The 26,577-nt window shown below is 67.5% G+C and carries 26 protein-coding genes; 8 read left to right on the plus strand and 18 right to left on the minus strand.

Annotated features, from left to right (window positions below; all coding sequences use genetic code 11):
• Nucleotides 1-136 precede the first annotated feature (136 nt).
• The 7 genes from AB0E69_RS39125 to AB0E69_RS39155 all read right to left on the minus strand — a co-directional run bounded on the left by AB0E69_RS39125 (nt 137) and on the right by AB0E69_RS39155 (nt 8,046).
• Nucleotides 137-1,027 (minus strand): AraC family transcriptional regulator, encoded by an 891-nt coding sequence (locus AB0E69_RS39125; protein ID WP_360158785.1) that lies wholly within the window; start codon nt 1,025-1,027, stop codon nt 137-139.
• The gene (locus tag AB0E69_RS39130; RefSeq protein ID WP_360158788.1) at nt 1,024-1,791 is read right to left on the minus strand and encodes a phytanoyl-CoA dioxygenase family protein; all 768 of its coding nucleotides are present in this window, start codon (nt 1,789-1,791) and stop codon (nt 1,024-1,026) included. The genes AB0E69_RS39125 and AB0E69_RS39130 overlap by 4 nt, the downstream gene beginning before the upstream one ends.
• 97 nt (nt 1,792-1,888) lie before the next feature.
• On the minus strand, nt 1,889-3,286 hold the full coding sequence (locus AB0E69_RS39135) for a CHRD domain-containing protein (protein ID WP_360158791.1): 1,398 nt from the start codon (nt 3,284-3,286) through the stop codon (nt 1,889-1,891).
• 90 nt (nt 3,287-3,376) lie between these two features.
• Complete coding sequence (locus tag AB0E69_RS39140) at nt 3,377-5,143, minus strand: GMC oxidoreductase (RefSeq protein WP_360158794.1); 1,767 nt, start codon at nt 5,141-5,143, stop codon at nt 3,377-3,379.
• Nucleotides 5,143-6,036, minus strand: a complete 894-nt coding sequence (locus AB0E69_RS39145; RefSeq protein WP_360158797.1) for a twin-arginine translocation signal domain-containing protein — start codon at nt 6,034-6,036, stop codon at nt 5,143-5,145. Before AB0E69_RS39145 ends, AB0E69_RS39140 begins: the two co-directional genes overlap by 1 nt.
• 65 nt (nt 6,037-6,101) lie before the next feature.
• On the minus strand, nt 6,102-6,347 hold the full coding sequence (locus tag AB0E69_RS39150; protein WP_360158800.1) for a hypothetical protein: 246 nt from the start codon (nt 6,345-6,347) through the stop codon (nt 6,102-6,104).
• Nucleotides 6,348-6,360: 13 nt separating this feature from the next.
• Nucleotides 6,361-8,046, minus strand: coding sequence for a sodium:solute symporter family protein (locus AB0E69_RS39155; RefSeq protein ID WP_360158803.1), 1,686 nt, complete (start codon nt 8,044-8,046; stop codon nt 6,361-6,363).
• A 161-nt stretch (nt 8,047-8,207) separates the two neighbouring features.
• Between AB0E69_RS39155 and AB0E69_RS39160 the strand changes: the two genes are divergently transcribed.
• The 3 genes from AB0E69_RS39160 to AB0E69_RS39170 are packed head-to-tail and all read left to right on the plus strand — an operon-like array spanning nt 8,208 to nt 10,454.
• Complete coding sequence (locus tag AB0E69_RS39160; RefSeq protein WP_360158804.1) at nt 8,208-8,693, plus strand: hypothetical protein; 486 nt, start codon at nt 8,208-8,210, stop codon at nt 8,691-8,693.
• Nucleotides 8,690-9,820, plus strand: coding sequence for a histidine kinase (locus tag AB0E69_RS39165; RefSeq protein WP_360158807.1), 1,131 nt, complete (start codon nt 8,690-8,692; stop codon nt 9,818-9,820). The genes AB0E69_RS39160 and AB0E69_RS39165 overlap by 4 nt, the downstream gene beginning before the upstream one ends.
• Nucleotides 9,813-10,454 carry a response regulator transcription factor gene (locus tag AB0E69_RS39170; RefSeq protein ID WP_360158810.1) on the plus strand — a complete coding sequence of 214 codons (642 nt, stop codon included), beginning with the start codon at nt 9,813-9,815 and terminating at the stop codon, nt 10,452-10,454. The genes AB0E69_RS39165 and AB0E69_RS39170 overlap by 8 nt, the downstream gene beginning before the upstream one ends.
• Here the strand turns inward: AB0E69_RS39170 and AB0E69_RS39175 are convergent.
• Nucleotides 10,443-11,444 (minus strand): endonuclease/exonuclease/phosphatase family protein, encoded by a 1,002-nt coding sequence (locus AB0E69_RS39175; protein WP_360158813.1) that lies wholly within the window; start codon nt 11,442-11,444, stop codon nt 10,443-10,445. The two genes, AB0E69_RS39170 and AB0E69_RS39175, sit on opposite strands and share 12 nt — an antisense overlap.
• Nucleotides 11,445-11,597: 153 nt before the next feature.
• Here AB0E69_RS39175 and AB0E69_RS39180 point away from each other — a divergent pair, with 153 nt between their 5' ends.
• Entirely contained in the window at nt 11,598-12,191 is a 594-nt protein-coding gene (locus AB0E69_RS39180; protein WP_360158816.1) for a hypothetical protein, read from the plus strand.
• 1,296 nt (nt 12,192-13,487) lie between these two features.
• On the opposite strand, the gene AB0E69_RS39185 is transcribed toward AB0E69_RS39180, so the two are convergent.
• From AB0E69_RS39185 to AB0E69_RS39200, 4 genes are read right to left on the minus strand one after another with little or no spacing between them, the layout of a single operon-like run.
• Entirely contained in the window at nt 13,488-14,399 is a 912-nt protein-coding gene (locus AB0E69_RS39185; protein WP_360158819.1) for an aminoglycoside phosphotransferase family protein, read from the minus strand.
• Between the two features lie 26 nt (nt 14,400-14,425).
• Nucleotides 14,426-15,346 (minus strand): 2-dehydropantoate 2-reductase, encoded by a 921-nt coding sequence (locus tag AB0E69_RS39190; RefSeq protein WP_360158822.1) that lies wholly within the window; start codon nt 15,344-15,346, stop codon nt 14,426-14,428.
• An 11-nt stretch (nt 15,347-15,357) separates the two neighbouring features.
• The gene (locus tag AB0E69_RS39195; RefSeq protein ID WP_360158825.1) at nt 15,358-16,209 is read right to left on the minus strand and encodes an MBL fold metallo-hydrolase; all 852 of its coding nucleotides are present in this window, start codon (nt 16,207-16,209) and stop codon (nt 15,358-15,360) included.
• Entirely contained in the window at nt 16,206-16,655 is a 450-nt protein-coding gene (locus AB0E69_RS39200) for a hypothetical protein (RefSeq protein ID WP_360158828.1), read from the minus strand. The genes AB0E69_RS39195 and AB0E69_RS39200 overlap by 4 nt, the downstream gene beginning before the upstream one ends.
• A gap of 140 nt (nt 16,656-16,795) precedes the next feature.
• Here AB0E69_RS39200 and AB0E69_RS39205 point away from each other — a divergent pair, with 140 nt between their 5' ends.
• Genes AB0E69_RS39205 through AB0E69_RS39220 form a run of 4 tightly spaced genes read left to right on the plus strand, consistent with a single transcriptional unit; the run spans nt 16,796 to nt 18,836 of the window.
• Complete coding sequence (locus tag AB0E69_RS39205) at nt 16,796-17,353, plus strand: CGNR zinc finger domain-containing protein (RefSeq protein ID WP_360158831.1); 558 nt, start codon at nt 16,796-16,798, stop codon at nt 17,351-17,353.
• A 50-nt stretch (nt 17,354-17,403) separates the two neighbouring features.
• Nucleotides 17,404-17,841, plus strand: coding sequence for a ribonuclease H (locus AB0E69_RS39210; protein ID WP_360159057.1), 438 nt, complete (start codon nt 17,404-17,406; stop codon nt 17,839-17,841).
• A gap of 19 nt (nt 17,842-17,860) precedes the next feature.
• On the plus strand, nt 17,861-18,283 hold the full coding sequence (locus tag AB0E69_RS39215) for a carboxymuconolactone decarboxylase family protein (RefSeq protein WP_360158834.1): 423 nt from the start codon (nt 17,861-17,863) through the stop codon (nt 18,281-18,283).
• A gap of 1 nt (nt 18,284) precedes the next feature.
• A complete protein-coding gene (locus AB0E69_RS39220) occupies nt 18,285-18,836 on the plus strand; it encodes a dihydrofolate reductase family protein (protein WP_360158837.1) in 552 nt (183 codons plus the stop codon).
• A gap of 4 nt (nt 18,837-18,840) precedes the next feature.
• On the opposite strand, the gene AB0E69_RS39225 is transcribed toward AB0E69_RS39220, so the two are convergent.
• From AB0E69_RS39225 to AB0E69_RS39250, 6 genes are all read right to left on the minus strand, one after another.
• Complete coding sequence (locus tag AB0E69_RS39225) at nt 18,841-19,857, minus strand: iron-siderophore ABC transporter substrate-binding protein (protein ID WP_360158840.1); 1,017 nt, start codon at nt 19,855-19,857, stop codon at nt 18,841-18,843.
• 26 nt (nt 19,858-19,883) lie between these two features.
• Nucleotides 19,884-22,157 carry a glycoside hydrolase family 95 protein gene (locus tag AB0E69_RS39230; RefSeq protein WP_360158843.1) on the minus strand — a complete coding sequence of 758 codons (2,274 nt, stop codon included), beginning with the start codon at nt 22,155-22,157 and terminating at the stop codon, nt 19,884-19,886.
• Nucleotides 22,158-22,163: 6 nt separating this feature from the next.
• Complete coding sequence (locus tag AB0E69_RS39235; protein WP_360158846.1) at nt 22,164-23,825, minus strand: ABC transporter substrate-binding protein; 1,662 nt, start codon at nt 23,823-23,825, stop codon at nt 22,164-22,166.
• A gap of 48 nt (nt 23,826-23,873) precedes the next feature.
• Nucleotides 23,874-24,824, minus strand: coding sequence for a carbohydrate ABC transporter permease (locus AB0E69_RS39240; RefSeq protein WP_360158849.1), 951 nt, complete (start codon nt 24,822-24,824; stop codon nt 23,874-23,876).
• Nucleotides 24,821-25,816 carry an ABC transporter permease subunit gene (locus AB0E69_RS39245; protein ID WP_360158852.1) on the minus strand — a complete coding sequence of 332 codons (996 nt, stop codon included), beginning with the start codon at nt 25,814-25,816 and terminating at the stop codon, nt 24,821-24,823. The genes AB0E69_RS39240 and AB0E69_RS39245 overlap by 4 nt, the downstream gene beginning before the upstream one ends.
• A 371-nt stretch (nt 25,817-26,187) precedes the next feature.
• The gene (locus AB0E69_RS39250) at nt 26,188-26,574 is read right to left on the minus strand and encodes an aminoglycoside phosphotransferase family protein (RefSeq protein ID WP_360158855.1); all 387 of its coding nucleotides are present in this window, start codon (nt 26,572-26,574) and stop codon (nt 26,188-26,190) included.
• Nucleotides 26,575-26,577: the final 3 nt, after the last annotated feature.

The following is a 26,577-nucleotide window of genomic DNA, read 5'->3' on the forward strand; positions in this document are numbered from 1 at the left end:
TGCCAGAAGGCAGCCCGGGAAATAAAAAAGCCCCTCGCACAGGAGGGGTCGCCGCACTGACCGGCGCTCATCAGGCGCCTGGATGCCAGTACGGCTAAGTAAGGAGCAGGCTCACTCGCATGCTCTCAGCGTAGCACTAGACGAACTCTGTTCCGCCGGAGCGGCGGTGGTCGCCTGGAGTGCGCCCGTAGTGCCTTCTGAAGGCGGTGGAGAAGGGGCGTACATCGGAGTAGCCGCAGGCGCGGGCCACGTCGGTCACGCTGAGGCTGTGGTCCAGCAGGAGCTGGGCGGCCAACTCGAGGCGTAGGCGGCGGAGCGTGGACATGATCGATGCACCGGTCTGCTGGTGGAACAAGCGCTCGGCGTGGCGTTCTGAGAGGTGCGCGGCGGCTGCTACGTCTCTGACGGTGATGGGCCTGGACAGGTTGTCTCTTAGATGCCGTTGCATCGCCTCCACGACCAGCGGCCCTCTGTCCCGGCGCACTGGTTCGACGGCGAGGTCTTCGTCGAGGGCGAATGCCCTGGCTGTCTCCAGAACGAGTGCCGACCCCAGCACTGACAGTGCAGTGCCATAGCCGGAGACAGGCGCCTCAGCTTCAGCAGCTAGTGCAGTCACCAGGGCCGGCAACGAGCCTGTTCTGTCGGACATGACAGGGCCATCAGTGCGGGTGAGGCCGGACCACCAGCCTCGCTCGTCGGACCCGGGGCGGAAGGTGAAACCCCAGAACGTGATCCCCAGGGGCGACGTACGCGACGACTCGATCTCGTGCACGTCCCCCGGGCGGGCGAGGAACACGGACCCAGGTACCACGTCGTACTGCACAGCGCCTGAGCTGAAGCGGCCCTCACCGCTGTACGCCAGGCAGACCTCGTGGAAGGAGTGGCTGTGCCAGTAGTTGCGCCAGTACTCCGCCCGGTAGTGCCCCCAGCTCAGGAAGTCCGCGCGGAACCCGTCGACCTCGCAGGACTCGAGCAGTCCGGCGAGGTCGACGAAACGATCCGCTGCCGCAACGGACGCGAGGCTCAAACAGCGCTCCTGCCGGTGGGGTCGACTCCTCGCAGCATCATGCCCTGCCCGAGCGAGTGGTCGTGGGTCTTGACCGTCGGCGGGTCCGCCGGGTCGCGGTACTGGATCAGCCAGGTGGTCCGCGCCTCGTCGCTGGTGTTCACGCCGGAGCCGTGCACGGTCAGGTAGGTGAAGAACAGCACGTCGCCGGCCTCGGCCGGCTGCGGCGTCGCTGCCTCGAAGGCCGGCTCGAGCAGGTGGTAGGAGCCCTCGGCCTCGTGCTCCCGCGGTCCCTCCTTGTGGCTGCCCGGGATGATCCGGACGCAGCCCTTCTCCACCGGCGCGTCGTCGAAGTGGAAGATCGCCGCACCGACCCGGTGGTAGGTGTGCGGGAAGAACGGGTAGTCCTGGTGCAGCGGGAACGGTGAACCGTTCTCCGGCGGCTTCACGAACAGCTTGGTGTGGTGCAGCTGGACGTTGTCCACCCCCATCACCGCAGCGGCCACGTCGGTGAACCGCGGATCCACCAGCAGCTTCGAGAACTCCGCGTCGTAGAACTGCGCGTCGTGCAGGTGCTGCAGCCGGGTGGCACCGTCGGCGAGGCCCGTCGCGGACTGCCAGGTGGGGTCGTCGTGGCGGTTCAGCTGGGCCAGCAGGTCATGGCTGCGCTGCCGGTAGTACGCCGCCTCCTCCTTGCTGAGCAGGCCTTTCACCAGTACGAAGCCCTCTTCGGCGTACTGCGCCGCCGCGGACGAGAGGTCCGGACGGTCAGTGGTGATCGTCATCTCGAAGTTCCTCCTGATCGGGTACTTCGAGCGTAGGAAACATCGGCGCCCAGGTGCAGGATCGCAAAGGACGCCGATGTTTCTCAAACGGACATGTTCAGCCGAGGAACAGGTAGTCGGCCTGGTACGGAACCGAGGCCACCGCCTGCGTGACCGGGTCGCAGCTGCCGGCCGGCGCGACACCGCCGACGGTGTTCAGCCGCAGGACCTCGGTGGCGTCGGCCAGGATCCCACTGCGGCCACCGGCCTGGCGCGCGTCCAGCAGCAGCTCCGGGATGTTGCCGGCACCGTTCGCCGACTTCTCCAGCACCGTGCCGGTGACCGCGGTACCGTCGGGCGCGATCCACTGCGGCGGCCCGTCGACCGGCCTGGCGAACGAGTGCAGGATGCCTTCGCGCAGTACGGCGGCCACGCCGAACTGGCCGAACGCGAACCCACCACCCGGCTGCGCGGCGCACCGGTAGATCTGCTGTCCGCCGACCACCGCGGCCTGTACCGCTCGCGGCTGTCCGCCGCGGTTCCTCGCCAGCTGCCCGCGCACCGCACCGCCGCCGAACTCGGTCGTGTGGAGGTTCGCGTAGAACCCCGCCGGGTTCCGGGCGATCCGCCCGGCCAGGTCGGCGCCGACGTTCACGGTCCCCGCGACGCCCGTCACGGAGGCGGGCAGCCCGTCGGCGTCGGCGAAGAAGTCCGCCACGACCGGGCCGTTGGTTCCGCGCGCGCCCTCGTGGACGTGCCCGTTGGTGGGCGCACCGATCCCGGACCAGACCGTCGCGAACGACACCGTGCTACCGCTTGCCTTGAACAACCATTCCGCGCGTCCGTCCGGGTCTCCCACCGGCTTCGGCCCCGGCACCTCCTGCTTGCCATCGGCAACCGCCTGCAGGTTGTCCGCGACACTGCCGTTGAGTACGCCGTTCAGGTCGACGGCCCGCTGCAACGCGTGCAGCTGGCCACGGACCGCCCCACCGGGGAACTCAGCCGTGTGCAGGTTCAGGTAGAACCCGCCCGGCTGCTGACGGATCGCGTCGAGCAACGCGGTGTCGGCCTTCACGCTGCCGGTGATCGCCTGCACTCCGGCGGGGATGCCCGAGCCGAGGAAGTCGAGCTTCACCCCTCCGTTCGCGCCGGCGGCACCCTGGTGGATGTGGAAGTTCGTCGGCGCGGCGATGTCCTGCCAGCGCACGGCGTACGAGACCTGGTCGCCCTTGATCCGGACCACGGCCATCGCCCGTCCGTCCGGGTCGCCGACAGCGGGCCCGCCGCTCGTCGGGATCTCGTTGCGACCGCTCAGACTCGCTGCGAAGTACCTGGCGGGCGCCTTCGAGCTGGTCTCGTACCCCGTGGCCGTCACCGGCGGCCCGGCGGCGTGCGCGTGGGTCGCCTGAGCACGTGGAACCGGCTTGTCATCGTGGGCGAAGGCAACCCCCGCGGCCACGACCGCCAAACCGGCACCGGCAGCGACGACGGGCAGCACGAACTGACGTACAGACATCGGAATCCCCTTTGGAGTGGAGCGAAACTGACGTTCTCGCCCCACCACACGCAGGGATCCGGTGACTGGTTCAGATCAATTCAAGAAAAGCTAGAGACCCAGCTCTCCCAGCCGCACGCTGATCCGGGGATCGGTGGAGACGACCGGTGCGCTCGAGCGCACCCAGGGGTCGCCGCCGAAGTACGTCGAGAAGATGTGCTCCGCGGTCCGCGTCGCCAGCGCCTGGGACGTGAGCGTCGGATTCGGACCGCCCAGGCCGTTGGAGAGCGCCGAGTTGTCCGCGATGAACAGCCGCTTCACCGCTCGCGTCTCGCCGCGCGGGTCGAGCACGGAGTTGCGTTCGGAGGATCCCATCCGCATCGACGACTGGACGTGCAGGATCAGCGGCGCCCAGTCGATCCGGTAGACCTTGCGAGCGCCGGCCCCACGCAGCAGCTCGGCCGCCTTGCGCGCCATGAACTCGCGGTTGCGCAGCGTCCGCGCGGTCCGCTGCCGCTGCTTGAAGGTGACCTTCGGGATCGGCCCGTTCTCGTCGGCGGGCAGCGCGGACAACGTGACCCGGTTCTGCGCCTCGACGTCGTCGTCCGTGATCACCAGCACGCTCAGCAGCCGGTCCAACCCGTGCGACAGAACCTCCTTCAGCTCCGGCCCCATGACCCGGCCTGCAGGCCCGTCCCACGGCCCTGAAGCACCACGTCCGTTCTTGTACTGGCCACGGATCCCGCTGTCCGACAGCGTGCCGGCGAACGCCGCCAGCGCCGGCGGGAGCCCGACGTTCTCGAGGCCGCCGTACGGCGGGAAATCGAGCCGCGCGCTCGATCCGACGCCCTTCGGGTTGCCGGTGTAGTCGTCGAAGACGCCAAAGACCCAGTCGAAGAAGTGGTCGGTGTACCCGCGGCCGACCCAGCCGTTCGGGTTCGGGAGGCCGCTGTTCATCCACAGCCGCGGGTTCTCCGTACAGCCACCGGCCATCACCACGACCCGCGCGTCTTCACGATGCTCGGCATCGCCGGACCGCCAGGTCACACCGGACGCGGTCAGCACGCCATGCCGCTTCTCCGCGTGCACCCGCGTCACGAACGCGTCCGCGATCAGCTCCACCGGACGGCCCTTCGACCAGACCTCCGCGGTCAGCGCCATCGGCACATAGCTGTTGTCGGTCGACCGCTTGGCGAACTGGTTGCGCGGGGCCCCCTTCGGCCGCATGCACCCCTGGAAGCAGTAGCCACAGAACGTGCACCCGGTCGCCTTCGGGTGCACCAGCAGGGTCTCGTCGACGGTCTTGCCCGCGTAGCCGCCCGGCTGGAGGATCGCGTTCTCCTGCGGGCGGTACGCCGGCCGGTGCGTGGTCTTGGTCGTCTGCACCGGCAGCCCGAGCGTCTCCGCCCCGCGGAAGAACGTCTGCTCCTTGTGCCCCATCGCGGCCGTCTGCACCGGCATGGTCGCCTCGACCCACTCGAAGTACGGCACCAGCTCGCCGTACGTCATGGGGAAGCGGTGGTTGACGTCGTAGTGCGACTTGTCGGCGCCGTCGTACCCCTCGAAGACCCCCGGGTACGCGCGCGGGTAGTTGCCGTAGAAGTGCTGCGTGGTCCCGCCGACGCCAGACAGCTGCCAGACGAACGAGTTCTGCGGCCACTCCCGGAACCAGGCCGGCTTCGACCGGTCCGACGGGCCCCAGCGCAGGTAGCCGGTGAGCGGGTTGTTCGCGTCGTCCTCGTACGTCGTCCAGTTCTCCCGCGGGTGCGCGTTCCGCGGCCCGGCCTCGAGCAGCAGTACGTCGAGGCCCTGCGCGGCGAGCTCCTTCGCCACCACCGGTCCACCACCACCGGCTCCGATCACGATGACGTCCCGCATCAGTCGTGCACCTCCTGGCGCCCCTGGTAGTACCCGATGAAGTCGTCCCAGCCCTCGACCGGGCCGTGTGGCTGGTAGCCGGTCTGGTTCCATCCGACCGGCCGCTTCCCGAGCGTCCGGGTCACCTTGTCGTAGACGGCCGACTCGCCGTACGCGCCGAAGGTGGCGAACTCGATCAGCGCGCCGCCGACGAACTTCAGCAGCCCGGACACCGAGTCCTTCAACGGCTCCGGGAAGTGCACGTCGAGCAGCGCGACCAGGTCGGCGTCGGTCTGCTCGATCAGCTCGAACGCCCGCGCCTTCTCGGCGTACGACAGCCGCGCGAACGGCGAGAGGTGCGGCCCGTTCACGGCGAGCGGGTTCACCTGCGTGGCCATCAGGTTCAGCAGGCCCGCGATCGGGAACGACAGCGGCAGCGCCTCATCACTCTGCAGGTATGCCGCCAGCGCCTGATCCAGCGTGTGGAGCTTGACCGGGAGTACGTCGATGCCGGGCAGGTCGATGCCCGAGTCCGCGAGGCCGCTCACCAGAGCGGCCCCGATCGGTTGGGCCAGCTCGTCCGGGAACGGGACGAAGTTGTCGAGCGAGTTGATGATGAAGTCAGTCGCGCCGGCCTCGATCGCGCCGGGCGTCGGGCTGGGCGTGCCCTGGGTCCGCGAGTACGCATCCGGGCCGGGCATCGCGAACACGGTCAGCCCGTTGAGCGTGTCCCGGGCGAGCTCCGCGAGTACCGGCTTGATCAGGTCCACCGCCGGCGGCAGCAGCGGGTTCGTGGCCGCGTCGGCCGGCGCGAGCAAGCTGCGCGCAAGGAGCCCACCGCCGCCGACCGCCGCGCCGAGGATGCCGACCCGGGCCAGGAACGCCCGTCTGGAAAGGGTTGTCGCTCGGACCATGGGCCATCCTCCGACTGTGGGACCAGATGTCCTACTGGTCCCACAACGAGCCGCATGGTGCCGGGTTACTGCTCGGTCGGTTCCTCTGTGGGTACGGCGATCGGCCGCAGCCGGGCCCAGAGCACGAAGAGGGCGGCGAACACCAGCATCCCGATTCCGCCCCAGAGGTTGATGTTGATCCCGGCGGCCTTGTCGATCTCCGTCTGCTTCTCGACCAGCCCGAGAACGGTCAGCACCAGGCCGTAGATCCCGACCAGCGCCGCGATGACGATCCGGATGTCGAAGGCTCCGGCCTTCTTCTTGTCTGCCATGACGGTCCTCCGCTCAGCCGAAGATGATGTTCAGGACGATGGTGAGGCCCAGCGAGATGCCGGCCAGCAGCACCGGCTTGCGGTACCAGCCGCCGTCACCGGCGACGGCCACCTCGGAGCGCTGCTCCTTCGGCGTCAGCGAGTACACCAGACCGACCAGCTCGGAGTCGTCCTTCGGCCTGGTCGCCGTACTGACCAGGACGCTGATCAGGATGTCGACCACGAAGGCCGCGCCGGCGCCGACGAAGCTGGCGCCCTGACCGGGCAGGTTGATGACGCCGTTCTCGGACAGCACGAAGACGACGATCGCGGTCGCCGTACCGCTGACCAGGCCGACCCAGCCGGCGGTCGCGGTCATCCGCTTCCAGAACATGCCGAGGATGAACGTGGCGAAGAGCGGCGCGTTGAAGAACGAGAACAGCTGCTGCAGGTAGTCCATCAGGTTGCTGTAGCCGGAGGCGATCGCGGCCGTCCCGATCGCGATCAGGGTGCCGGCCACGGTCGCGATCCGACCGGTGCGCAGGTAGAAGTCGTCCGGCCGGTCCTTCAGGATGTACCGCTCGATGATGTCGTACGACATGACCGTGTTGAACGAGCTCAGGTTGGCCGCCATCCCGGCCATGAACGAGGCCAGCAGGCCGGTGATGGCCAGGCCGAGCATGCCGTTCGGGAGCAGGTCACGCATCAGCAGCAGGATCGCGTCGTTGTAGTCGACCTGGCCGCCCTGGCCGCCGTTCGCCTTGAACTGCGAGAGCTCCGGCACGATCACCGCGGCGATGATGCCGGGGATGATCACGATGAACGGGACGAACATCTTCGGGAACGAGCCGATGATCGGGGTCCGCCGGGCCGCCGACATGTTCTTCGACGCCATCGCCCGCTGGACCTCGACGAAGTTCGTCGTCCAGTAGCCGAACGAGAGCACGAAGCCGAGGCCGAACACGATGCCGATCACCGACAGGAAGCTGTTGTGGAAGCCGCTCAGTGCGTTGCCCGGCCAGGCCGACATCTGCTCGCTGCCGCCCGGGGACGCGCTCACCTTGTCGACCAGACCCTGCCAGCCGCCGACCTTGTGCAGGCCGACCAGCGTCAGCGGCAGCAGCGCGGCGACGATCACGAAGAACTGCAGCACCTCGTTGTAGATCGCCGCGGACAGACCGCCGAGGGTGATGTAGCTGAGCACGATCGCGGCGGCGACGATCACCGATACCCAGATCGGCCAGCCGAGCAGGACGTTCACGATGGTCGCCAGCAGGAACAGGTTCACGCCCGCGATCAGGACCTGCGCGACGGCGAAGCTGATCGCGTTCACCAGGTGCGCGGGTTTGCCGAACCGGCGGAGCATGAACTCCGGCACGCTGCGCACCTTCGAGCCGTAGTAGAACGGCATCATCACGACGCCGAGGAACAGCATCGCCGGGACCGCGCCGATCCAGAAGTAGTGCACGGTCGGGATGCCGTACTGCGCACCGTTCGCGGACATGCCCATGATCTCGATCGCGCCGAGGTTCGCGGAGATGAACGCGAGGCCGGTCACCCACGCCGGCAACGACCGTCCGGACAGGAAGAAGTCGAGGCTGCTGGACACCGCACGCCGGGCCAGGTAGCCGATGCCGAGGACGAAGACGAAGTACGTGGCGATGATGATGTAGTCGATCGCCGTGGCATCCAGTCTCAGGATGGAATCTTGCGGAAGCATCGGCCCTCCGGCTGGTCGGTATGACGCATCGTGTTGTTACCGCTCAGGAACGTTACTACTACTTTCAATCGCGGGTACCCCGACCCCGCGTGCGGTCTCCACCCGGATCTCCACCCGTAGTCGGTCCCTGGGAGAGACCGGCCAGACCTACCGTCCGTGACATGAGCTTCGGAACCCTGCCCAACGCACTTGTCGTGATCGCCGTCGTGGTGATCGTCATCGCCCGCCGGATGTCGTGGTCCAAGCTGGAGAACTCCGACGCCGACGTCTGGCGTGGCCCGCTGGTCCTCGCCGGCGTCGGCGTCTACCAGCTGTACGACCGGCACCTGCAGCTCGGCGCCACGGACGTCGTCCTACTGGTCGTAGGCACCGCGGTTGCCCTGGTGGCCGGTGTCGGGTCCGGCCGGGTCGCACAGGTCGAGCGGCGCGCCGGGAAGGTGTTCTTCCGGCTCGGTATGCCGGGGCTGGGCATCATGGTGGCCTACCTGGTCATCCGGCTCGGGCTGGCGGGCGTCGGGCACCTGCTGGGCGCCTCCGTCTCCGGTGGTGGTTCGCTGATGCTCTCCGTGGGTGCGAACCTGTTGACGCAGTCGATGGTCATCCAGAGCAAGGCGAGCCACGCCGTGGAGGAGTACACCAGCAGGTGAGTCGTCTGAGAGGTTTGCTGCCTAGTAGGCCGCACGGTGAGAGCGGCTGGGTCGGCCGCCTGCTCGCCAGCGGTGTGGCGATCGCCGTACTCTCCACCGCGCGGCCTGCGGACGCCTGGGTGTGGGTCGTGCTCGCGGTCACCTTCGTCATGTTCTTGGCCGGCACGTTCCTGATGTCGGCGCGGCCCAGTGTCGCGTTCGGTCTGCTTCTGACGGTCGCAGTGGTCAACGCACTGATCTGTGGGGTCGACAGGTCCAATTCACTGGTGCTGGTGCTGCTAGCGATGGCTGACATCGCTGTGATCCAGTTCCCGCGGCGCGGCAACCGGCAGGTCGTGGCTGCGGCCGTCGCGGTAGCTGCTGGTTATGCGGTGTCCGCCTGGCAGTTCGGCGAGTCGCAGACCTGGTACTTCACCCAGCTGATGTGGACCGCCGTACTGGTCGCTTTTGGACTCAACCGGCGGCAGTACGAGGTGCAGGCGCGGCAGACCGAGCTTCTGCTCGAGCAGACACGGCTGGCGCAGAGTGAGCATGCCCGTGCGGCCGCGCTGGAGGAGCGTGGGCGGATCGCTCGGGACCTGCATGACGTGCTGGCCCACTCGCTCGGTGCGCTCACCGTGCAGCTCGAGGTGGCGGAGGGGTTGCTGGAGGACCGTGGTGACGTCGCTGGTGCGCTGGACCGGGTACGGCGGTCGCGGCGGCTCGCCGTACAGGGGCTGGTCGAGGCACGGAGCGCAGTGGCCGCGCTGCGGGCCGATGAGGTGCCTTCGCTGCCCTCCGCAATGGCTGCACTTGCCGAAGAACACTCACAGGACCACGGCACCGCGGTCAACCTCACTGTGGTTGGTGAGGCCGTCGGGCTCGAGTCGGGAGTCACGGTGGCGTTGCTGGGTGCTGTGCGAGAGGCGCTGACCAACGCGGCCAAGCATGCGCCCGGCCAGGCGGTCGAGCTGCGGCTTGCCTATCAGGACGGCGTACGGGCCTCTGTGCGGAACCGGGGGGCCACTAGTGGCGAGGGGTTCGGGCTGGCCGGTATGCGGGAGCGGCTGGCCCTGGTGGGTGGCACGCTGACGGCAGGTGCGGACGGGGACGACTGGCTGGTGGTCGCGGAGGTTGCTGGTGACTGATGTGGTGCGGGTGGTCGTGGCTGATGACCAGCAGGTCGTCCGTGAGGGACTGGTCGCGTTGCTCGGGCTGATCGACGGCGTCGAGGTCGCGGGCGCGGCGGCGAACGGCGTCGAGGCCGTCGAGCTGGTTGCTGGCGGCAACGTTGACGTCGTACTGATGGATCTGCGGATGCCGTTGCTGGACGGGATCGCGGCGACGGCGCGGATCACGGCCGACTTTCCTTCGGTCGCGGTGCTCGTGCTGACGACGTACGCCGACGACGCGTCGATCGCGCAGGCGCTGCGGGCCGGGGCGCGGGGCTATCTCACGAAGGATGCGGGGCGGGTCGAGATCGGGGCGGCCTTGCGGTCGACGGCGGCCGGGCAGTCGACGTTCGATCCCGAGGTAACCAAACGGTTGGTCGCCGGGCTCTCGCCGGTGGTTGCCGACTCCGACGGGCTGACGGCGCGGGAGACCGAAGTACTGCGGTTGATCGCGCAGGGGCTGAGCAACCCGGAGATCGCCGGCCAGCTGTTCATCAGCGAGGCGACGGTGAAGACGCACATCAACAACACGTTCGCGAAGATCGGTGCGCGGCACCGGGCGGAGGCTGTGCGGTACGCGTACCGGCGCGGGATCGCGTCAGACCCGTAGCTCGGCGACGACCGGGCGGTGGTCGCTGCCCGTCGGCTTCATCACCCATGCCTTGGTAGGCGTCACCCCGCGGACCAGGATGTGGTCGATCCGCGCCATCGGGAACTTCGACGGCCAAGTGAATCCGAAGCCGGTCCCGGCCGCTCCTTGGGCACTGCGGAGACCGGCGGTCAACGGCGCGAGGCTGCGGTCGGTCGCCGTACCGTTGAAGTCGCCCATCACGATCACGCCGGCCAGCTTCTCGTCCGCGATCTGCCGGCCGAGCGCCTTGATCGTGTCGTTGCGCTGGTCCGACGTGAACCCGCCGGTGCCGACGCGGACCGAGGCGAGGTGGGCGACGTACACCGCGACCTTGCCCTCCGGCGTGCTGACCTCGGCCCGCAGCGCCCGCGTCCAGGTGAAACCGACATCGACCGACTTCTGCTCGGCCACCGGGAACTTCGACCAGAGCGCGACCGTGTCGCGGGTCACGCGGTACGGGTACAGCTTGGCGAACTCGGCCTTGTAGACCTTCATGTCGGCCGGGGTGATCTCCTCGAGCGCCATCACGTCCGCGTTGGCGTCGATCAGGTACTGCGCGGTCTGCTCGGGGTCCGGGTTGTCGGCGTCGACGTTGTGGCTCAGCACCCGCAGGTCGTACGGGCCACCGGGTCCCTTGTTCGGCACCAGGAGGTTGCCGAACATCAGGCCCCAGACGAGCGCAGGCACCAGCAGTGCGACACCGGCGGTCGCGGAGCGCCGGACGATCGCGGCGACGGCGAGGATCGGGATGAGTACGCCGACCCATGGCAGGAACGTGTCGAGCAGGCTGCCGAGGTTGCCGGTCGAATTCGGCACGTAGCGGTGGAAGATCAGCAGCAGCGCAGTGAGGATCGCGAGCACCGCAATCACCCAGCCACGCCGCCACATCCCGCCGCCCCGCTTACGGCGCGACCTGCTTCGCGGCGACGGCGGCTGGCGGGTGGCGACAGCGGTCTGGCGGTCCGGCATGCAGCGATTGTTGCGGACACTGGCGCCGTACCAAAGTCCATCCGCGATCAGGTACGCCGATTTCATCCGTCCGGAGGACCTGCCGCGACCGTTCTGATGAGGAATCCGCGAGAACGCTGGTGCCTTCGCAGGACAGCATCCACAATGCCGGGTATGGATCCGTTCGTGGTCAAGCGCCGGGGGCTGGGGACCACGAAGACCGCGCTGCTGCTCGGCACCCTGGTGTTCGGTCTGATGGTCCTTCTGACCCTGGGGATCGTGGTCGTGCAGGCCCTCCGCGGTGCGTCGATCCGGTCGCCGCTGGAGTCGGTGTGGCTGGCCTGGGGCGGTACGCCGCTCATCTTCGCCGTCGGCCTGCCGATCCTGCTGCTGGTCGGGGCGATCACAGCTTTTGAGGAGTCGCGCGATGCGGATTTGGACGACGTACTGCTGACCGTCGACGACGCAGGGATCTACTTGGGCGGCGAGTCGCCGCGCACGATCCCGTGGGGCGAGGTCCGGGGGATTTGCCGGCTGGAACGTCCGTTGGTCAACGAGTCCGGCGAAGAAACCTGGGAACCCCAGCTCGTCGTCATGCTGTTGGACGAGGCCGCCCTCCCCCGCAATCCCCGCACCTGGGGGCCGTCGTGTCCGTGGCCCGGCACCCACGACCTCCTCAGCCCCACCCTCCCGTACGACGCTCTCGTCACGGCCGTAGCCACCCACGCACCCCAAATTCCCGTAACCAACCGCGGCCGCATCACCTAGCAGCCGACCCACGCGCGCTACGCAGCCGCTACGTTCGTCGCTCCGCTCCTCACCGCGTGTGCTTCACGCGCTCCCACCCACCCTCCGGCTCAACGCCGGCTTGTCTGCCAGCTACCGCTGGCGCGTTGCGAGCTGCAGCCCGCAGGTTCGCGGCTGCCGCCGCGGGTTGCTCGCTGCGCTCGCGGAGTTGCTCGGTTCGCTCGCGGTTGCGAGCTGCCGCCCGCGGGCGACTACCCCGGGCTGGCGTCCTAGTCGTCGTACTGCTGTTCCGGCTGCTGCTGGTAGTCCATCGCGGTGCTACGCACGGCTCCTTCGTCGCCGAGCTACGCGCCGCCCCACCCACCCTGTTGTTCGGGGCGGGTGCCCCGGTGCATCCGGCGAGTGCCGGAGGTTCGCTCGCTTCGCTCGCGGAGTTGCTCGCTTCGCTCGCTGGTTGCGAGCTGCCGCTCGCGGGCGACTACCCCGGGCGGGCGCACCCCCCGTCGTACCGCTGGTGTCGGGTGCTGCTGGTAAGTCCCATCGCGGTGCTACGCACGGCTCCTGCGTCGCCGAGCTACGCGCCGCCCCACACCCCTTTGTTCGGGGCTGGCGCCCCGGTGCATCCGGCTGCCGCCGGGGGTTCGCTTGCTGCGCTCGCGGTGTCGCGAGCTGCCGCTCGCGGGTGGCTAGCGCGGGCTGGCGCACCACTCGCGGTACTGCTGGTGATGGGCTGAGGTGGTTCGACTCAGCCTGGGGCCGCGGGAGATCTTCGGAGATTAAGTGCCACCAGGTGGCATTTTTGTTCCGGAGATCTCACCGAGTGGAGGAAAGCCGGCGTGGTAACTCGCGCGGATCGGCTACTGGCGCCGTACCACTTGCGCATGGTGCTGCCGGTAGTCCCATCGCGGTGCTACGCACGGCCCCTTCGTCGCCCAGCTACGCGCCGCCCACCCACCCCGTTTGTTCGGGACTGGCGCCCCGCTGTTCCCGGCGAGTGCCGGGGGTTCGCTCGCTGCGCTCGCGTGTTGCGAGCTGCCGCTCACGGTTTCCGGCTGGCGCCGGGAGTTGCTCACTGCGCTCGCGGGGTTGCGAGCTGGCGCTCGCGTGTTCGCGGCTGCCGCCGCGGGATGCTCGCATCGCTCGCGGAGTTGCTCGCTGCGCTCGCTGTTGCGAGCTGCCGCTCGTGGGCGACTACCCAGGCCGGCGTACCACCTCGACGTACTGCTGATGAGTGGTACCGCTGTGAACCCCGAGCGCTCCCCGCGGTGCGCCGAGGCCGTCGACGTACTGGCGCTGCACCATCTCCGCCGGCGACAGTTAGCGCATTGCCTCAAGCTCGTCGAGGGTGCGGTGGCCGCGCTTGACTACGCCTGGGACGACATCGTGGCGCCCGTGGCGGATGGGCCATTCGAGCTGCACGAGGATTTGTGTTGCTGCGAGCACCGCCGCGCCCTCCCAGCCGACCAGGTCGAGGATTCTCGTCCAGAGCCGGCTTCGGACATCGTCCAGCGGATCCTGGAAGGTGTGCCACAGGAGGGTCGTGAGATCGGTCGCTCGCGTGCCGCTGCCTGCGTTTCCGATGTCGACGACTGCCACTACCCTTCCGTCACGGACCAGGACATTGTCGGGCTTGAAATCGGCATGGACCATGTCCGGGGCCTCTGGTGGTGGTGGGACGTCGGCACACATGAGCCGGAGGCGCTCGACCAAGGCCGACACCACAGCGGAATACCCCGAAAGCCCGGCGACAGCTCTCGACAAACTCGGAGCTAAGTCTTGGCCGGCTTCCTGACCGGTGGCGAGCCGCCAGGCGTACGACCAGTGGTCGTAGGGCTCGGATGCTTGGCCGGCCTGGAGTTCGTTGATCTCCATCAGCTGCTCAACGACGGACGGGGTCAGCTCTGGCGCGGGAGCCGCGTCAACGAAGTCGATCAGTTGCCAGACATGAGTGGCGGTGGCCCCCACTCCGAGCCAGGCCGGGGTGGGATAGCCGCGCCTCCGCATGTGCTCGACGACTCTCTGGGTTCGCAACGTCTCGTCCAGCTGGTTGGGCCGTGCCCGCGGCCATGCCTTGAGCACTGCGTTGGCCCTTCCGTCCAACTGGATGCGCATGGCACCCACATCGAAGCCTCCGGGTAGGCGACTAAAAGAAGTGACCTCTGCCCCGACCACCCTGGCCACGTCGTCCAGGACCCCGGAAGGCAGCTCCTCGGGATGAGCGCAGCACATGCACAGCAGCTTACGTCCGGTGCCGATCAGCCGGTGGCCGCGTTGTGGACGCGTAGCCGGACGGTGGCCGCGCCTAGCAGTGGCGTCTGTACGCCTCTCGTGAGCGCCCGTTGGAGAAGGTCGCCGAGGATCGGCTCGACCTCGGTTTTCCGGCCGGCGGCGAAGTCGCGGTAGAGGGACGTCGCGAACGAGGAGCCCGGTGTGGTCAGCGCGCCCGCAACCTGGGCGCGCGCGGCCTGCCGGACCGGGTGCCCTTCGGCGGCGACCACGGCAGTGACCTCCTCGATGACCTGCCCGATCAATGCCGGACCGCCGTCAACGGAGAGGATCGTGCCGGCTGGGCCGCCGAGGAGCACGGTCGCGGTACCGCCGGCGGCCATGAAGAACCACTTCTCCCACATCTCCTGCACGATGGTGTCCGATACCCGCGACTCGAACGCGGCCGGCGCGACCGTCGCCTGGATGGCCGACACCCGGGGAGTGATCGTTCCGTCGAGCTCTCCGAACGTGACAGTCGCGGCCGGTCCGAGCTGCCGGATCAGCCCGTCAGGTTCCAGTTCCGTCGCCACCAGTCCGACGCCGCCGAGCACGCGCCCCGGGCCGAACCGATGTTCGAGAACGTCGAGGTGCCGGATGCCGTTCAGCAGCGGCAGGATCACTGTTTCTTCTCCCACGGCTGGGGCCACGTCGGCTGCGGCCGCGTCGACGGCAGTGCCCTTCACCGCCAGCAGGATCAGGTCGAAGGTGGAGTGCAACTCGTCCGCGCTCACAATCTTCGCCCGGACGGCCGCGACGGTCCCGTCCAGGTTCGCGATGCGGAGACCGTCCGCGGTGAGTTGGTGCCCGCGCCCGTTGCGGACGAGGAAGGTGACGTCAGAGCCGGACTCGATCAGACGGGCGCCGAAGAATCCGCCCACCGCGCCGGCCCCGACAACCAGAACACGCATGATCGTCGACCTCAGTTCTCGAACAGCCGCAGCGCGCTCAGCCACACCGTGTACGGGTTGACGCGCTGCGGATAGCTCGCGGTCATCGCGGCGTAGAACCCGGCCCGGTCGGTACTGCGCCCGATGACCTCGGCGGCGGCATCGAGGTACCGGCGGGTCTCGCCGATATCGGAGGCGGCGTCCGGACGGCCGGCGTCCTTGTGCCCGGATACAACGAGGCGCGGGGCGAGATCTGCGACCCTGTCGAGCGCGTGGTGCCAGGCTTCCAGGCCGCCGTCGCGGGCCTCGGCGACGTACTGGTGGACGTTGTTGTAGACCACGTCCCCGGCGACCACGAGGCCGAGCGAAGGCACCTGCAGGACGGATGTGTCGTCTGTGTCGGAATGCCCCACCTCGTGCGCGAAGAGCTCCTGACCGTCGAGCCTCAGCCCTTCGACGGGGAAGGCGGTGCCGTGCACGGTGATCGGAGCCGCGGGGACGGCGTCGCCGAACAAGCTGCTCCACAGCCCTGGCACGGCACCCCCGGGGGTCTCCGCGGCGATCCGGTCGAGGATCGCCTGACTGGTCAGGACCTCCGCATCCGGGAACGCAGCCTGCAGGTAGTTGGTGGTGAGCCAGTGATCGGCGTGAGCGTGGGTGAGGTAGATGTACCTCAGCGCTACCCGATGGCCCTTGACCCAGGTGATCAGTTCGTCCGCCTGGCCGCGGGTGATCGGCGGGTCCGTCAGCAGCGCCTCGGTGTCGCCGTGAATCAGGGTGTGTGACAGGGGAGACCACTGCGACAGGGCGCCGTCCGCGAGCGGCTGCCCGGCGGTCGGCAGCATGCCCGACACGTGAACGTGATAGCGAAGGGTGCCGCTCATCGGGCCACCTCCGGCCGGCTCACAGCTCGCAGATCCTCGGGCTGCAGGAAGAAGTGCCCGTACTCGGTGCCGGCGAAGTGCTCGGCCATGATCTCTGACCACAAGAGCACCGACCGCAACGGTCGGTGGTTGATGACGATGTTCTCCACCAGGCCCGCGTCGTTGTACCGGATCACCACGACGCTGCCGATCGGCTCCCCGTGGACAGTGGCGACGTAGTCTTCGACGAAGTCGCTCTCGCCGTACCGCCCAAGGACGTTGAACTCCTGATAGTCGTACAGCGTGCGGGCAAAACCGAGGATCGCCCGCACCGCCTCCGGCCCTGTCGCGATGCCGTTCATCACGGCTGCTTCCAGCGTTACGTCATCGGCAAGCTTGCCGAGCCACTCCGGCGTGTAGTCGGTGCGGTGCGTGCTCACGTCACCGCTGCCCAGATAGGTCGTCATCATCCATCCTTTCGAAATGTCGACATGACATGACCGTACATCTTTTGCCTCTGTCATGCTAGAAGGTGTTCGGATAGCATGAGCTGTGCGACCGGTCAGTGACTCGTCGTGGGTCATGTCACCAAGAATCGAGGTGGGTTGTGGTCAGTAGGTTCGCGGTAGTGGAGGCGCCGGGCGAACTGGCGGTAGTTCAGAGCTTGCTGAACACGGCAGCGGTGCCGAAGAACGGCGCGGCCTCGCCGGATCTGTTGGACGCTCCGGATACGGCGGCTGCCTGGTTGGCTTCCGTCGGCGCTCCGACGGATCAACCCGGCCTCCGGGAGCTGCACCGCCTCCGGGATGCGCTGCGCGCGGCGCTCATCAGCCGTGACCACGAACCGTCGGTGAAGACCGCGATGGATGGTGAGATCTCGATGTCCGTGACCGCCCGCTTGGGCTCCGACGGAACCGTGTCCGTCGGACCTCCGCCGGGCGAGGGGCTGGCCGAGCGCATCTTGCTGACCGTGTACGCGGCGCAGCTCACGAAGGACTGGTTGCGCCTCAAGGTATGCCGGAACCCGGAATGCCGGGTCGCGTTCTGGGACAGCTCCCGCAACTCCAGCGCCGTCTGGCACGACTCCCGCACCTGCGGCAACCTCGCCAACCTGCGCAACTCCAGAGCCCGCCGCCGCGGCGTGACCGGTGATCCGGCGGGGTAGGGTCTTGGGCTGTGCCTTCTTTGCGTGCTCGTCGTCCTCGGCCGGCTGACATGATCGTGCCGGACGGTGCTCGGTCCGTGTTCACCGATGGTGCTTGCTCGGGGAACCCCGGTCCCGGTGGTTGGGCGTGGGCGTTGTCGATGACGGAGTACGCCGCTGGGTCCGAGGATCCGTCGACCAATCAGCGGATGGAGATCCGGGCTGCGCTCGAAGCTGTGCAGGCCAACGACGGGCCGCTGCTGGTCGTGTCGGATTCGACGTACGTCGTGAACTGCTTCCGGGACCGGTGGCACGCGGGGTGGCTCGAGCGGGGGTGGCTTACGTCGGCGAAGAAGCCGGTGGCGAATCGGGATCTCTGGGAGCCGCTGGTCGAGCTGGTGACGCTGCGGGGGGATGTCGCGTTTCAGTGGGTGAAGGGGCATTCCGGGCATGAGATGAACGACTTCGTGGACGGGCTGGCGGTCGCTGCGTGCGCCCAGCGAGCCTGATTGCGGTTAGCGTCGGGGTATGACTGCCCCGGACATCAACAGCCAGGTCGAGCAGGCTCGCTATCAGCGCGGCCTCGAAGTACTCAACGCCGTCGACGGCGGATCGGCTCCTGCGGTGATGGAGAGCCTCGCGGACATCTCCCCCGCGCTCGCCCACCACGTCGTCGCCTTCGGCTTCGGCGACATCTACTCGCGGCCCGGTCTGGCGCCGAAGCAACGTCAGCTGGTCACGCTCGGCATCCTCACCGCGCTCGGCGGCTGCGAGCCGCAGCTCGAGGTCCACATCAAGACCTCGCTCAACGTCGGCCTGACACCGACCGAGATCGTGGAGACCTTCGTCCACGCCGCTGGGTACGCCGGTTTCCCGCGGGCACTGAACGCGATCACCGTAGCCAAGAAGGTCTTCGCCGAACGCGACCTCCTGCCGGTCAAGGAGGCGTGACTTGGCCGCGCTCGTCTACTCGGCCATCATGTCCGTCGACGGCTACACAACCGATGCCGACGGCAACTTCGACTGGGCGGCGCCGGACGAGGAGGTGCACGCCTACATCAACGGGTTGGAACGCCCGATCGGGACGTACCTCTACGGCCGGCGTATGTACGAAACCATGGCGTACTGGGAGACCGCCGACGACGACTCGCCCGTCAGCCAGGAGTACGCCGCCATCTGGCGCGCGGCCGACAAGATCGTGTACTCGCACTCGCTGGACTCCGTCAGCACCCCCCGCACCCGCGTGGAACGCGACTTCACCCCCGAAGCCATCCGCACCCTGAAGACCCAGTCCACGGCCCCCCTCAGCATCGGCGGCCCCACCCTGGCCACCACCGCCCTCCAAGCCGGCCTGGTAGACGAACTCCACCTCTTCCTCGTCCCCACCGCCATCGGCGCCGGCCTCCCAGCCCTCCCCACCAACTTCACCACCCACCTAAACCTGCAAACCACCCACCACTTCCCGAGCGGCTTCGTCCACCTGCAGTACGAGGTTGAGAACTAACTGCCTAGCCCTTGGGGCCCAGTAGGTTTTCGAGGTCGATGAGGACGTTCATGGCGCCTAGCGGGCCTAGGCCCAGGAACCAGACTTCGTCGTTGACTCGGGCTGCGTGGGCGGACTTCACCGCGGCCAGGGACTTCCAGAGGGTGCCGTTGACGACTGTGTTCTCGGCGGTGGTGTCGGGCTTGCCGTAGCTGGAGTAGAAGAGCCAGTCGCCGTCGGCCTTGCCGATGTTCTCCTGAGAGACCTCGACGGCGAGGTCCTGGACATCCTGGATCTTGGGCCGTGGGAGGCCGATGTCCTTCAGGATGACGCCGATGAAGGAGAGGTTCCCGTACAGGCGGATCTCCCCGGGCCGGAAGCGGACCAGCGAGATCGTCGGCGTCCCCTGAACCTTCGACTTCACCTCGTCGGCGCGCTTCTGGTAGTCGTTGAGAAGCTCCGTGGCCTTGGTCTCCTCGCCGAGCGCGTCCGCGACCAGGAGGAAGTTCTCCTTCCACGGGAACCCGGGCCGGATGCTGAAGACAGTCGGCGCGATCGCGCTCAGCTTGTCGTACAGGTCGTTGGCGCGCAGCTTGCTGCCGAGGATCAGGTCCGGCTTCAGCGACGCGATCGTCTCCAGGTTCAGCTCGCTGATCCCGCCGACGGTCTTGATCCCCTGCGCCTTGCCGGCGAGGTACGACGGTACGCCGTTCTGCCCGGCTGTCGTGGCCATCCCGACCGGTGTGATGCCCAGGGCAAGCACATCGTCGAGCTCACCGCTGTCGAGCACAACGACCCGCGACGGCTTCTTCTCGAGCTGCACGGAGCCGAGCGCGCCCTTCACCGTCCGCGGGAACGCGCCCGGTGCAGCGTCCGACCCGAGCTTGGCCGTCTCCGCGTCGGCGGTGCTGAACAGCCGTCCGCCGGTCGCCACGTCCTTGTCCCCGACGCCGGTGTCCGCGCTCTTCCCGTTGTCGCCCCCGCCGCACCCGGCGAGGACGAGAACGGCGGCCGCTGCCACGATCCCGATCAGCTTCTTCACGAACGTTGAGCCTACAACAACCATAGTTAGGCTTGCCTAACCAGGTCCACCTTCTGATCCGCCTCCAGCGCAATGGAGAGCTCCCGCCCGGGCAAGGCGATCCGATACGTACCAGAGCGCGCAGCAACCACCTCAGCCGAGGTCAGCACCCCGTCACGCCAGGAAACGTCGAACACCACCCCGCCCCGAGCACGCAGCCCACGAAACGACCCATCCGGCCAGTCGGCAGGCAGCGCGGGCAGCACCCGGATCACGTCAGTGTGGCTCTGCAGCAACAGCTCGGGGATGCACCCGGTCATCCCGAGGTTCGCATCGATCTGGAAGATGTCGCCGTCCCGGTGCAGCAGGTTGTCCGACACCAGCCGGCTCAGGTAGTCCTGGATCACCGCGGAAGCCTTCTCCGGCTCGAACAGCCGTGCCCACATCGCCACCAGCCACGCCGCAGTCCATCCACCGTTGGTCGCACCATCGGTTCGGACGGTCAACGACGTACGAGCAGCTGCCGCGAGCACCGGCGTACGCACCGGATCGATCTCCGCGCCCGGGTGCAGGCCGTAAAGGTGCGACAGATGACGGTGATGTACCTCTGACGGCTCCCAGTCCGTGGGCCACTCGTGCAACCGCCCGTCCGAAGTGATCCGCACCGCCGGCAGCCGGTCCCGAGCAGCCGCAACTCGCCGGACCAGGCCTGATTCGACGTCGAGAACCGCAGCAGCCGAGAGCACGTCCGCAAAGAGCCCGCGAATCACCCACAAGTCGTACGTCGAGGTCAGATCGACGGAAGCCTTGTCGCCGGACGGCAGCACGAAATGATGCTCCGGCGCCGTCGACGGAATGAACTGCAGCACCCCGTCCGCATCCTCGACCAGCATCGCGAGCACGAACTCCGCCGCACCGGCGATCACCGGATAAGCCCGCTCCAGGAACGCAGCGTCCAGCGTGAACCGGTAGTGCTCGAACAGATGCGCGGTCAACCACACCCCGCACGTCGCACACATCGCCCAGACCGGGTCGTCCCCACCCTCACCCACCGGCCAGGTCGCCCGCCAGATGTCCGAGTTGTGGTGACACACCCATCCCGGCGCGTCGTACAAGACCCGCGCCGTCGAAGCGCCGGCCGCGGCCAGGTCCTCGATCAGCGAAAGAAGGGGTTCGAAGCACTCGCTCAGCCCGGTCAGGTCCGCGAGCCAGTAGTTCATCTGCGTATTGATGTTGTTGGTCCAGTCACTGGCCCACATCGGCCGGCGGTCCTGGTTCCAGATGCCTTGCAGGTTGGCCGCCTGCGTCCCCGGCCGGGACGATGCCATCAGCAAGTACCGGCCGAAGTTGAACATCAGCGCGACCAGGTCCGGATCGTTGCCACCAGCACCAACTTCCGCCAGCCGAACGTCGGTAGGCAGCTCCACCGCAGACCCGAGCGACAACTCGGCCCGGTCGTAGAGCGCGAGATGATCCTCGACGTGCCGCTCCCGAACCTTGTCCACGGCAACGGCATCCAGCACGTCGACCGCAGCTCGCAACGCGACCAAGGGGTCCCGGCCCGGCGGCACCGACCACCCCGAGAACGTGCTCGCCGCCGCCACCAGAACCGTGACGCTGTCCGCGCCACGTACCATCGCGCCCTGCTCGGACACCGTCAACGCGCCACCGTCGTTCAGCACCCGCACCGCAACGCCGAACCCGATCCCGCGCCCGTTCTCGTACCGCACCGGATCCGACCGCGACCGGTACTCGATCGTCAGATCCGACGGAGCCCGCCCGACCACTCCGAAGGTGCCCTCGGCAGCGACCACCGGATGCTGACTCGACAGCCCGAGCTCGAGACTGATCGCCCCGGGCCGATCGGCGCTAATCGTCCACACCAGCACCTGGTCGGGAGCGGACACGTACGTCTCCCGCCGGAACCGTACGCCGTCGATCGTGTACTCGACGGCGACGATCCCGGTCCGCAGGTCCAGACCGCGCCGGTACTCCGACGCCGTACCGGCCGACCTGATCTCCAGGTCGGCCAGGGGCTGGTACGACTCCACGAGCGGCCCCTGCAACGCACGGGTCCGCTCGGTCGCCGCCAGCTGATCACCCTCGTCCAGCAACAACCGCCGTACGTCGGCCAGCACCGCCGGCCCGTCCGGGACGGTCAGCTTGCGCGGACCGTCGCCGGACCAGACGTCGTCCAGGTTGAGGGCGATACGTTCGTCGCCGACCCGCCCGTACACCTTGGCACCGAGATGACCGTTGCCCACCGGCAACGCCTCGTACCAGTCCGGTGCCGGAGCACGGAACCACAGGTCGTGAGACATCGGGCGCTACTTGTTCGCGGACTTGTACTTGTCGTACGCCTGCTGGTTGATCTCGAGGTACCGCGGCAGGCCGGTGCTGTCGAGACCCTTCACGTAGGCGTCCCAGTCGGTGTCGAGGTTCTTCGTACCGGTGATGAAGGCCAGCTGGTTCTGGTTCACGTAGTTGTTCAGGTTCGTCTGCAGCGTCGCCAGCTCGCCGCTGAGGCTCGGGTCCGGCCAGACCACGGCCTGCGGGTACAGCTGCGACTTGTCCTCGTGGCCCTCGTACATCTTGGTGGCCTGGAACAGCCGCCGCTCGTAACCGGCGCCGGAGTAGATGTCCAGCGGCACGACCTGCGCGTTCCGGTAGGCCAGGACGTTGTGGTACTGCGTCAGCGCGCCCCAACTCGAGTTCTTCGGGGCGTTCTGGGCCGGCTTGTAGAGCGGCTTGGTGTCCTTGTCCAGCGCGACATCACCAGGGCCGGGCTTGGTCCAGCCGACCCCCAGCGGGCCCATGCCGCCGATCTCCTGGCCCTCGTCGGTGAAGATGTAGTCCAGCATCTTGATCGCCGCGACCTGAGCCTCCTTGCTGGCCTTGTTGGTCAGCATGAAGGTGTAGTTGGTCGACGTCAGGTACTGGTAGCCGGTGTAGCTCTTGCCGGCCGGGCCGGTCAGCGGCGGCGCGGCGTCGTACTGCTTGTCGCGGCCGTCCTTCGAGTCGGCCTGGACGAAGATGTACGGGTGCAGCACCGGCACCGAGCCGAGGGTCTCGGCCTTCGGGTTGTTGCCCTGGGCCTGCAGCGCCTGGGCGTTCTGGGTGAAGGCGGCCTGGTCGATCAGGCCCTCCTTGTACAGCGACGCGATGTACTTCAGGCCCTCCTTCCACTCCGGCGAGGTCACCGGGGTGACGACCTTGTCGCCGTTCAGCGTGAGCAGCGACCGTACGCCGTTGTTGGCGCCGACCGGGTCGTACGCGAACGCGTTCATCAGGTACGGGATCAGCGCGCTGTCCTGGACGTCCGAGGTCATCGGGATCTCGTCGGCCTTGCCGTTGCCGTTCGGATCCTTGGTCTTGAACGCCTGGAGCACCGTCCGCAGCTCTTCGGTCGTCTTCGGCATCTGCAGACCCAGCTTCTTCAGCCAGGCGGTGTTGATCCACAGCTTGTCCGGACGCGAGCAGTGGAAGCAGTCGGCCCATTGCGGCAGGGCGTAGATGTGACCGTCCGGTGCGGTCGCCTCCTGCTTGTAGTCCTTGTTCTCGTCCAGGAACTTCTGGATGTTCGGGGCGTTGTCCTTGATCAGCTGCTCCAGCGGCAGCGCGACGCCCTGCTGGCCGAGCTTCAGCACCTCGGCGTTGGTGAACCCGTCGACCCACGGGATCAGGAAGAACAGGTCGGGGTAGTCGCCGCTGGCGAGCGCGATCTGCCGCTTCTCCTTGGCCGGCCCGGCGTCCAGCGTCGTGGTCTGCCAGCGGAACTGGATCTTGAACTTGTCGCTCATGATCTTGGTCACCAGGTTGGTGTCCATGTTGGTGGTCGAGTCCGCCGGGCTGAAGGTGTCGATGATCACCTTGCCGTCGGCGGTGGTCTCGTTCGCCGCCCCCTTGCCCGACTTGTCCGAGCTGCACGCCGCCAGGGCGAGTGCGCCGGCCGTGGCGATCGCCACGACCCTGCTCACGGATGAGCGCATTGCTGTGTTCCTCTCTGCAGTGGGCCGGAACCCTTGGAAGGAGGGCTGTCAGCCCTTGACCGCGCCGACCATCACGCCCTTGGTGAAGTGGCGGGCGACGAACGGGTAGATGATCAGTACGGGCAGCGTCGAGATGACGATCAGCGCGTACTTGAGAACGTTGGCCAGCTGTTGCTGTTCGAGCTGCTGCGCCAGGTTGTTGGCCGTGGTGGAACCGGTGAGGGTGTTCAGGATCAGCACGTTCCGGAGCACGATCTGCAGCGGGTAGAGGCCCGGGTCCTTGAGGTAGATCAGGGCGTCGAAGTAGCTGTTCCACTGGAAGATCGCGTACATCAGCGCGATCACCGCGATCACCGGTTTGGACAGCGGGATCACGATCGACCACAGGAAGCGCAGGTCGCTCGCGCCGTCGATGGTGGCCGCCTCGTAGAGCTCGTCCGGGATGGTCGAGCGGAAGAACGTCCGCGCGATGATCACCTGCCAGACCCCGATCGCGCTCGGGATCACCATCGCCCAGCGGGTGTTCAGCATGCCGAGGTCCTGGACCACCAGGTACGTCGGGATCAGCCCGCCGGAGAACAGCATCGTGAAGATCAGCACGCTCATGATCGCGTTCCGGCCGAAGAACGTCCGGCGCGACAGCGGGTACGCGATCGCGATCGTCAGCGTGACGCTGATGACCGTGCCGCCGGCCGCGTAGATGAACGAGTTCAGGTACCCCTTCATGATCAGCGGATCGCTGAACGCCTCCTTGTACGCGCGGATACTCGGCTCGACCGGCCAGAGCAGGACCCGGCCCGCGCTCACCGCGGAGGCGCTGCTGAACGAGTTCGCGACCACGTAGATCAGCGGGATCGCGACCACGACCAGTGCGATCCAGAGCATGATCTTCACGCCGAGCAGGAAGATCTTGTCGGTCCGGGTCTCCTCGATCGAGGTCCGCTGCGACTCGTGCCGACGTGCCGACGTACGCCGGAATCCTTGCAACGTGATGCTCATGACCAGAGTCCGTTTCCGGTGATGCGCTTGGCGGCGAAGTTCACGCCGAGCAGCAGGAACAGGTTGACGACCGAGTTGAAGAGCCCGATCGCGGTCGCCATGCTGAAGTCCGCGTTCAGCAGGCCGGTCTTGTAGACGTAGGTGGCGATGATCTCGGACTGCGACAGGTTCAGCTGGTTCTGCAGCAGGAACGCCTTCTCGAAGCCGATCGACATGATGTTGCCCACGCCGAGGACCAGGATGATCACCGCGGTCGGCATGATCCCGGGCAGGTCGACGTTCCAGATCCGCTGCAGCCGGCTGGCGCCGTCGATCCGGGCCGACTCGTGCAGCGCGGGGTCGATACCCGCCAGGGCAGCCAGGTAGATGACCGCGGAGTACCCGGTGGTCTGCCAGACGTCGGACCAGACGTAGATGTGCCGGAAGTAGTCCGGTTTGCCGAGGAAGTCGATCTGCGGGACGCCGAACAGCCCGATCGCGTCGTTGACGAAGCCGAGCCGCGGCGACAGCACCAGGATCGTCATCGAGACGACCACCACGGTGGAGATGAAGTACGGCGCGTAGGTGACCAGCTGGACGACCTTCTTGAACCGCCCCGCGCGGATCTCGTTCAGCGCGATGGCCAGGATGATCGGGATCGGGAAGCTCGCCAGCACGGTGTAGACCGAGAGCAGGAACGTGTTCTTCACCAGGGTCCAGAACACCGGGTTCTGGAAGAACAGTTCGAAGTTCTTGAAGCCGACCCAGTCGCTGCCCCACGGGCCCTTGACCGGGCTGTAGTTCTTGAACGCGATCACCGCGTTGGCGATCGGGATGTACTTGAAGATCACGAAGTAGGCCAGCGGCACGATCACCAGCAGGTAGAGCTGCCAGTGCCGGCGGGCGCTGCGTCGCGCCTGGGTCCAGCGGCTCGGCCGCGCGATGCGGGCCGGCGGCACCGCCTTCGCCCGGGCCGGCGCGGGCGGCGCCGGTTTCACTTCGGTTGCACTCACTCCGCGTCCTTTCGTCACCGTCCGGAGCGAAACCGATATCCGATAGGATCTCGGAACCTCGCTCACCGGGAGGATGACACAGAATGCGGGACAGCGGAAGACTTACCGCCCACGTCGATACCCCACCTTGACCATTCGCCGTTTCGCCTTGTTTACAAGGCGAAAGTGACGTTGCCAATGGCAACTGACTAAGGGAATGCCAAGTGGCCCGACGGGGTTCCGGCGGACCTGGGCGTGCGGCAGCGCAGCCCCGGGGTCGCTCTGAGCCACCGACACCGGACCGCACCAGAATTTATTGACTCTGTGAACTATCTGGCAGTCAACCGCCTGCCACCGGCTATGTCAAGACCTGGATTTCCGCGGCCGGCACGTCACAGCCAGCGCTGTCCTTTGGCCAACTGGCGGTTGATTTCGTCTAGGTCGAAGACGCCGGTCTGCTGCCCCGCCCAGAGCTCGGCCATCACCATCAGCACCCGAAGCACGACCTGCAGCGGCTCGATCGCGGCCACCTCGCCATCGGTGAGCGGATGGTTCGTCGCGCGCTGATAGCCGGCCACCAGCTCAGGCGCTCGATGCACCCGGGCAATGACGAACTCCCAGGCCCGCGAGTCCCGGTGACAGAGGTCGAAGTCGATGATCCCGGCCAGCCAGCCGTCCTCGTCGAAGTGCAGGTTCCATTCGGCAAAGTCGCCGTGCACGATCGTCTGCGGCAACTCCAGCAACCGATGCTCGGCGACCAAGCGCTTCGCGGCATCCATCAA

Source organism: Kribbella sp. NPDC026611 (assembly GCF_040638345.1).
Taxonomy (GTDB): domain Bacteria; phylum Actinomycetota; class Actinomycetes; order Propionibacteriales; family Kribbellaceae; genus Kribbella.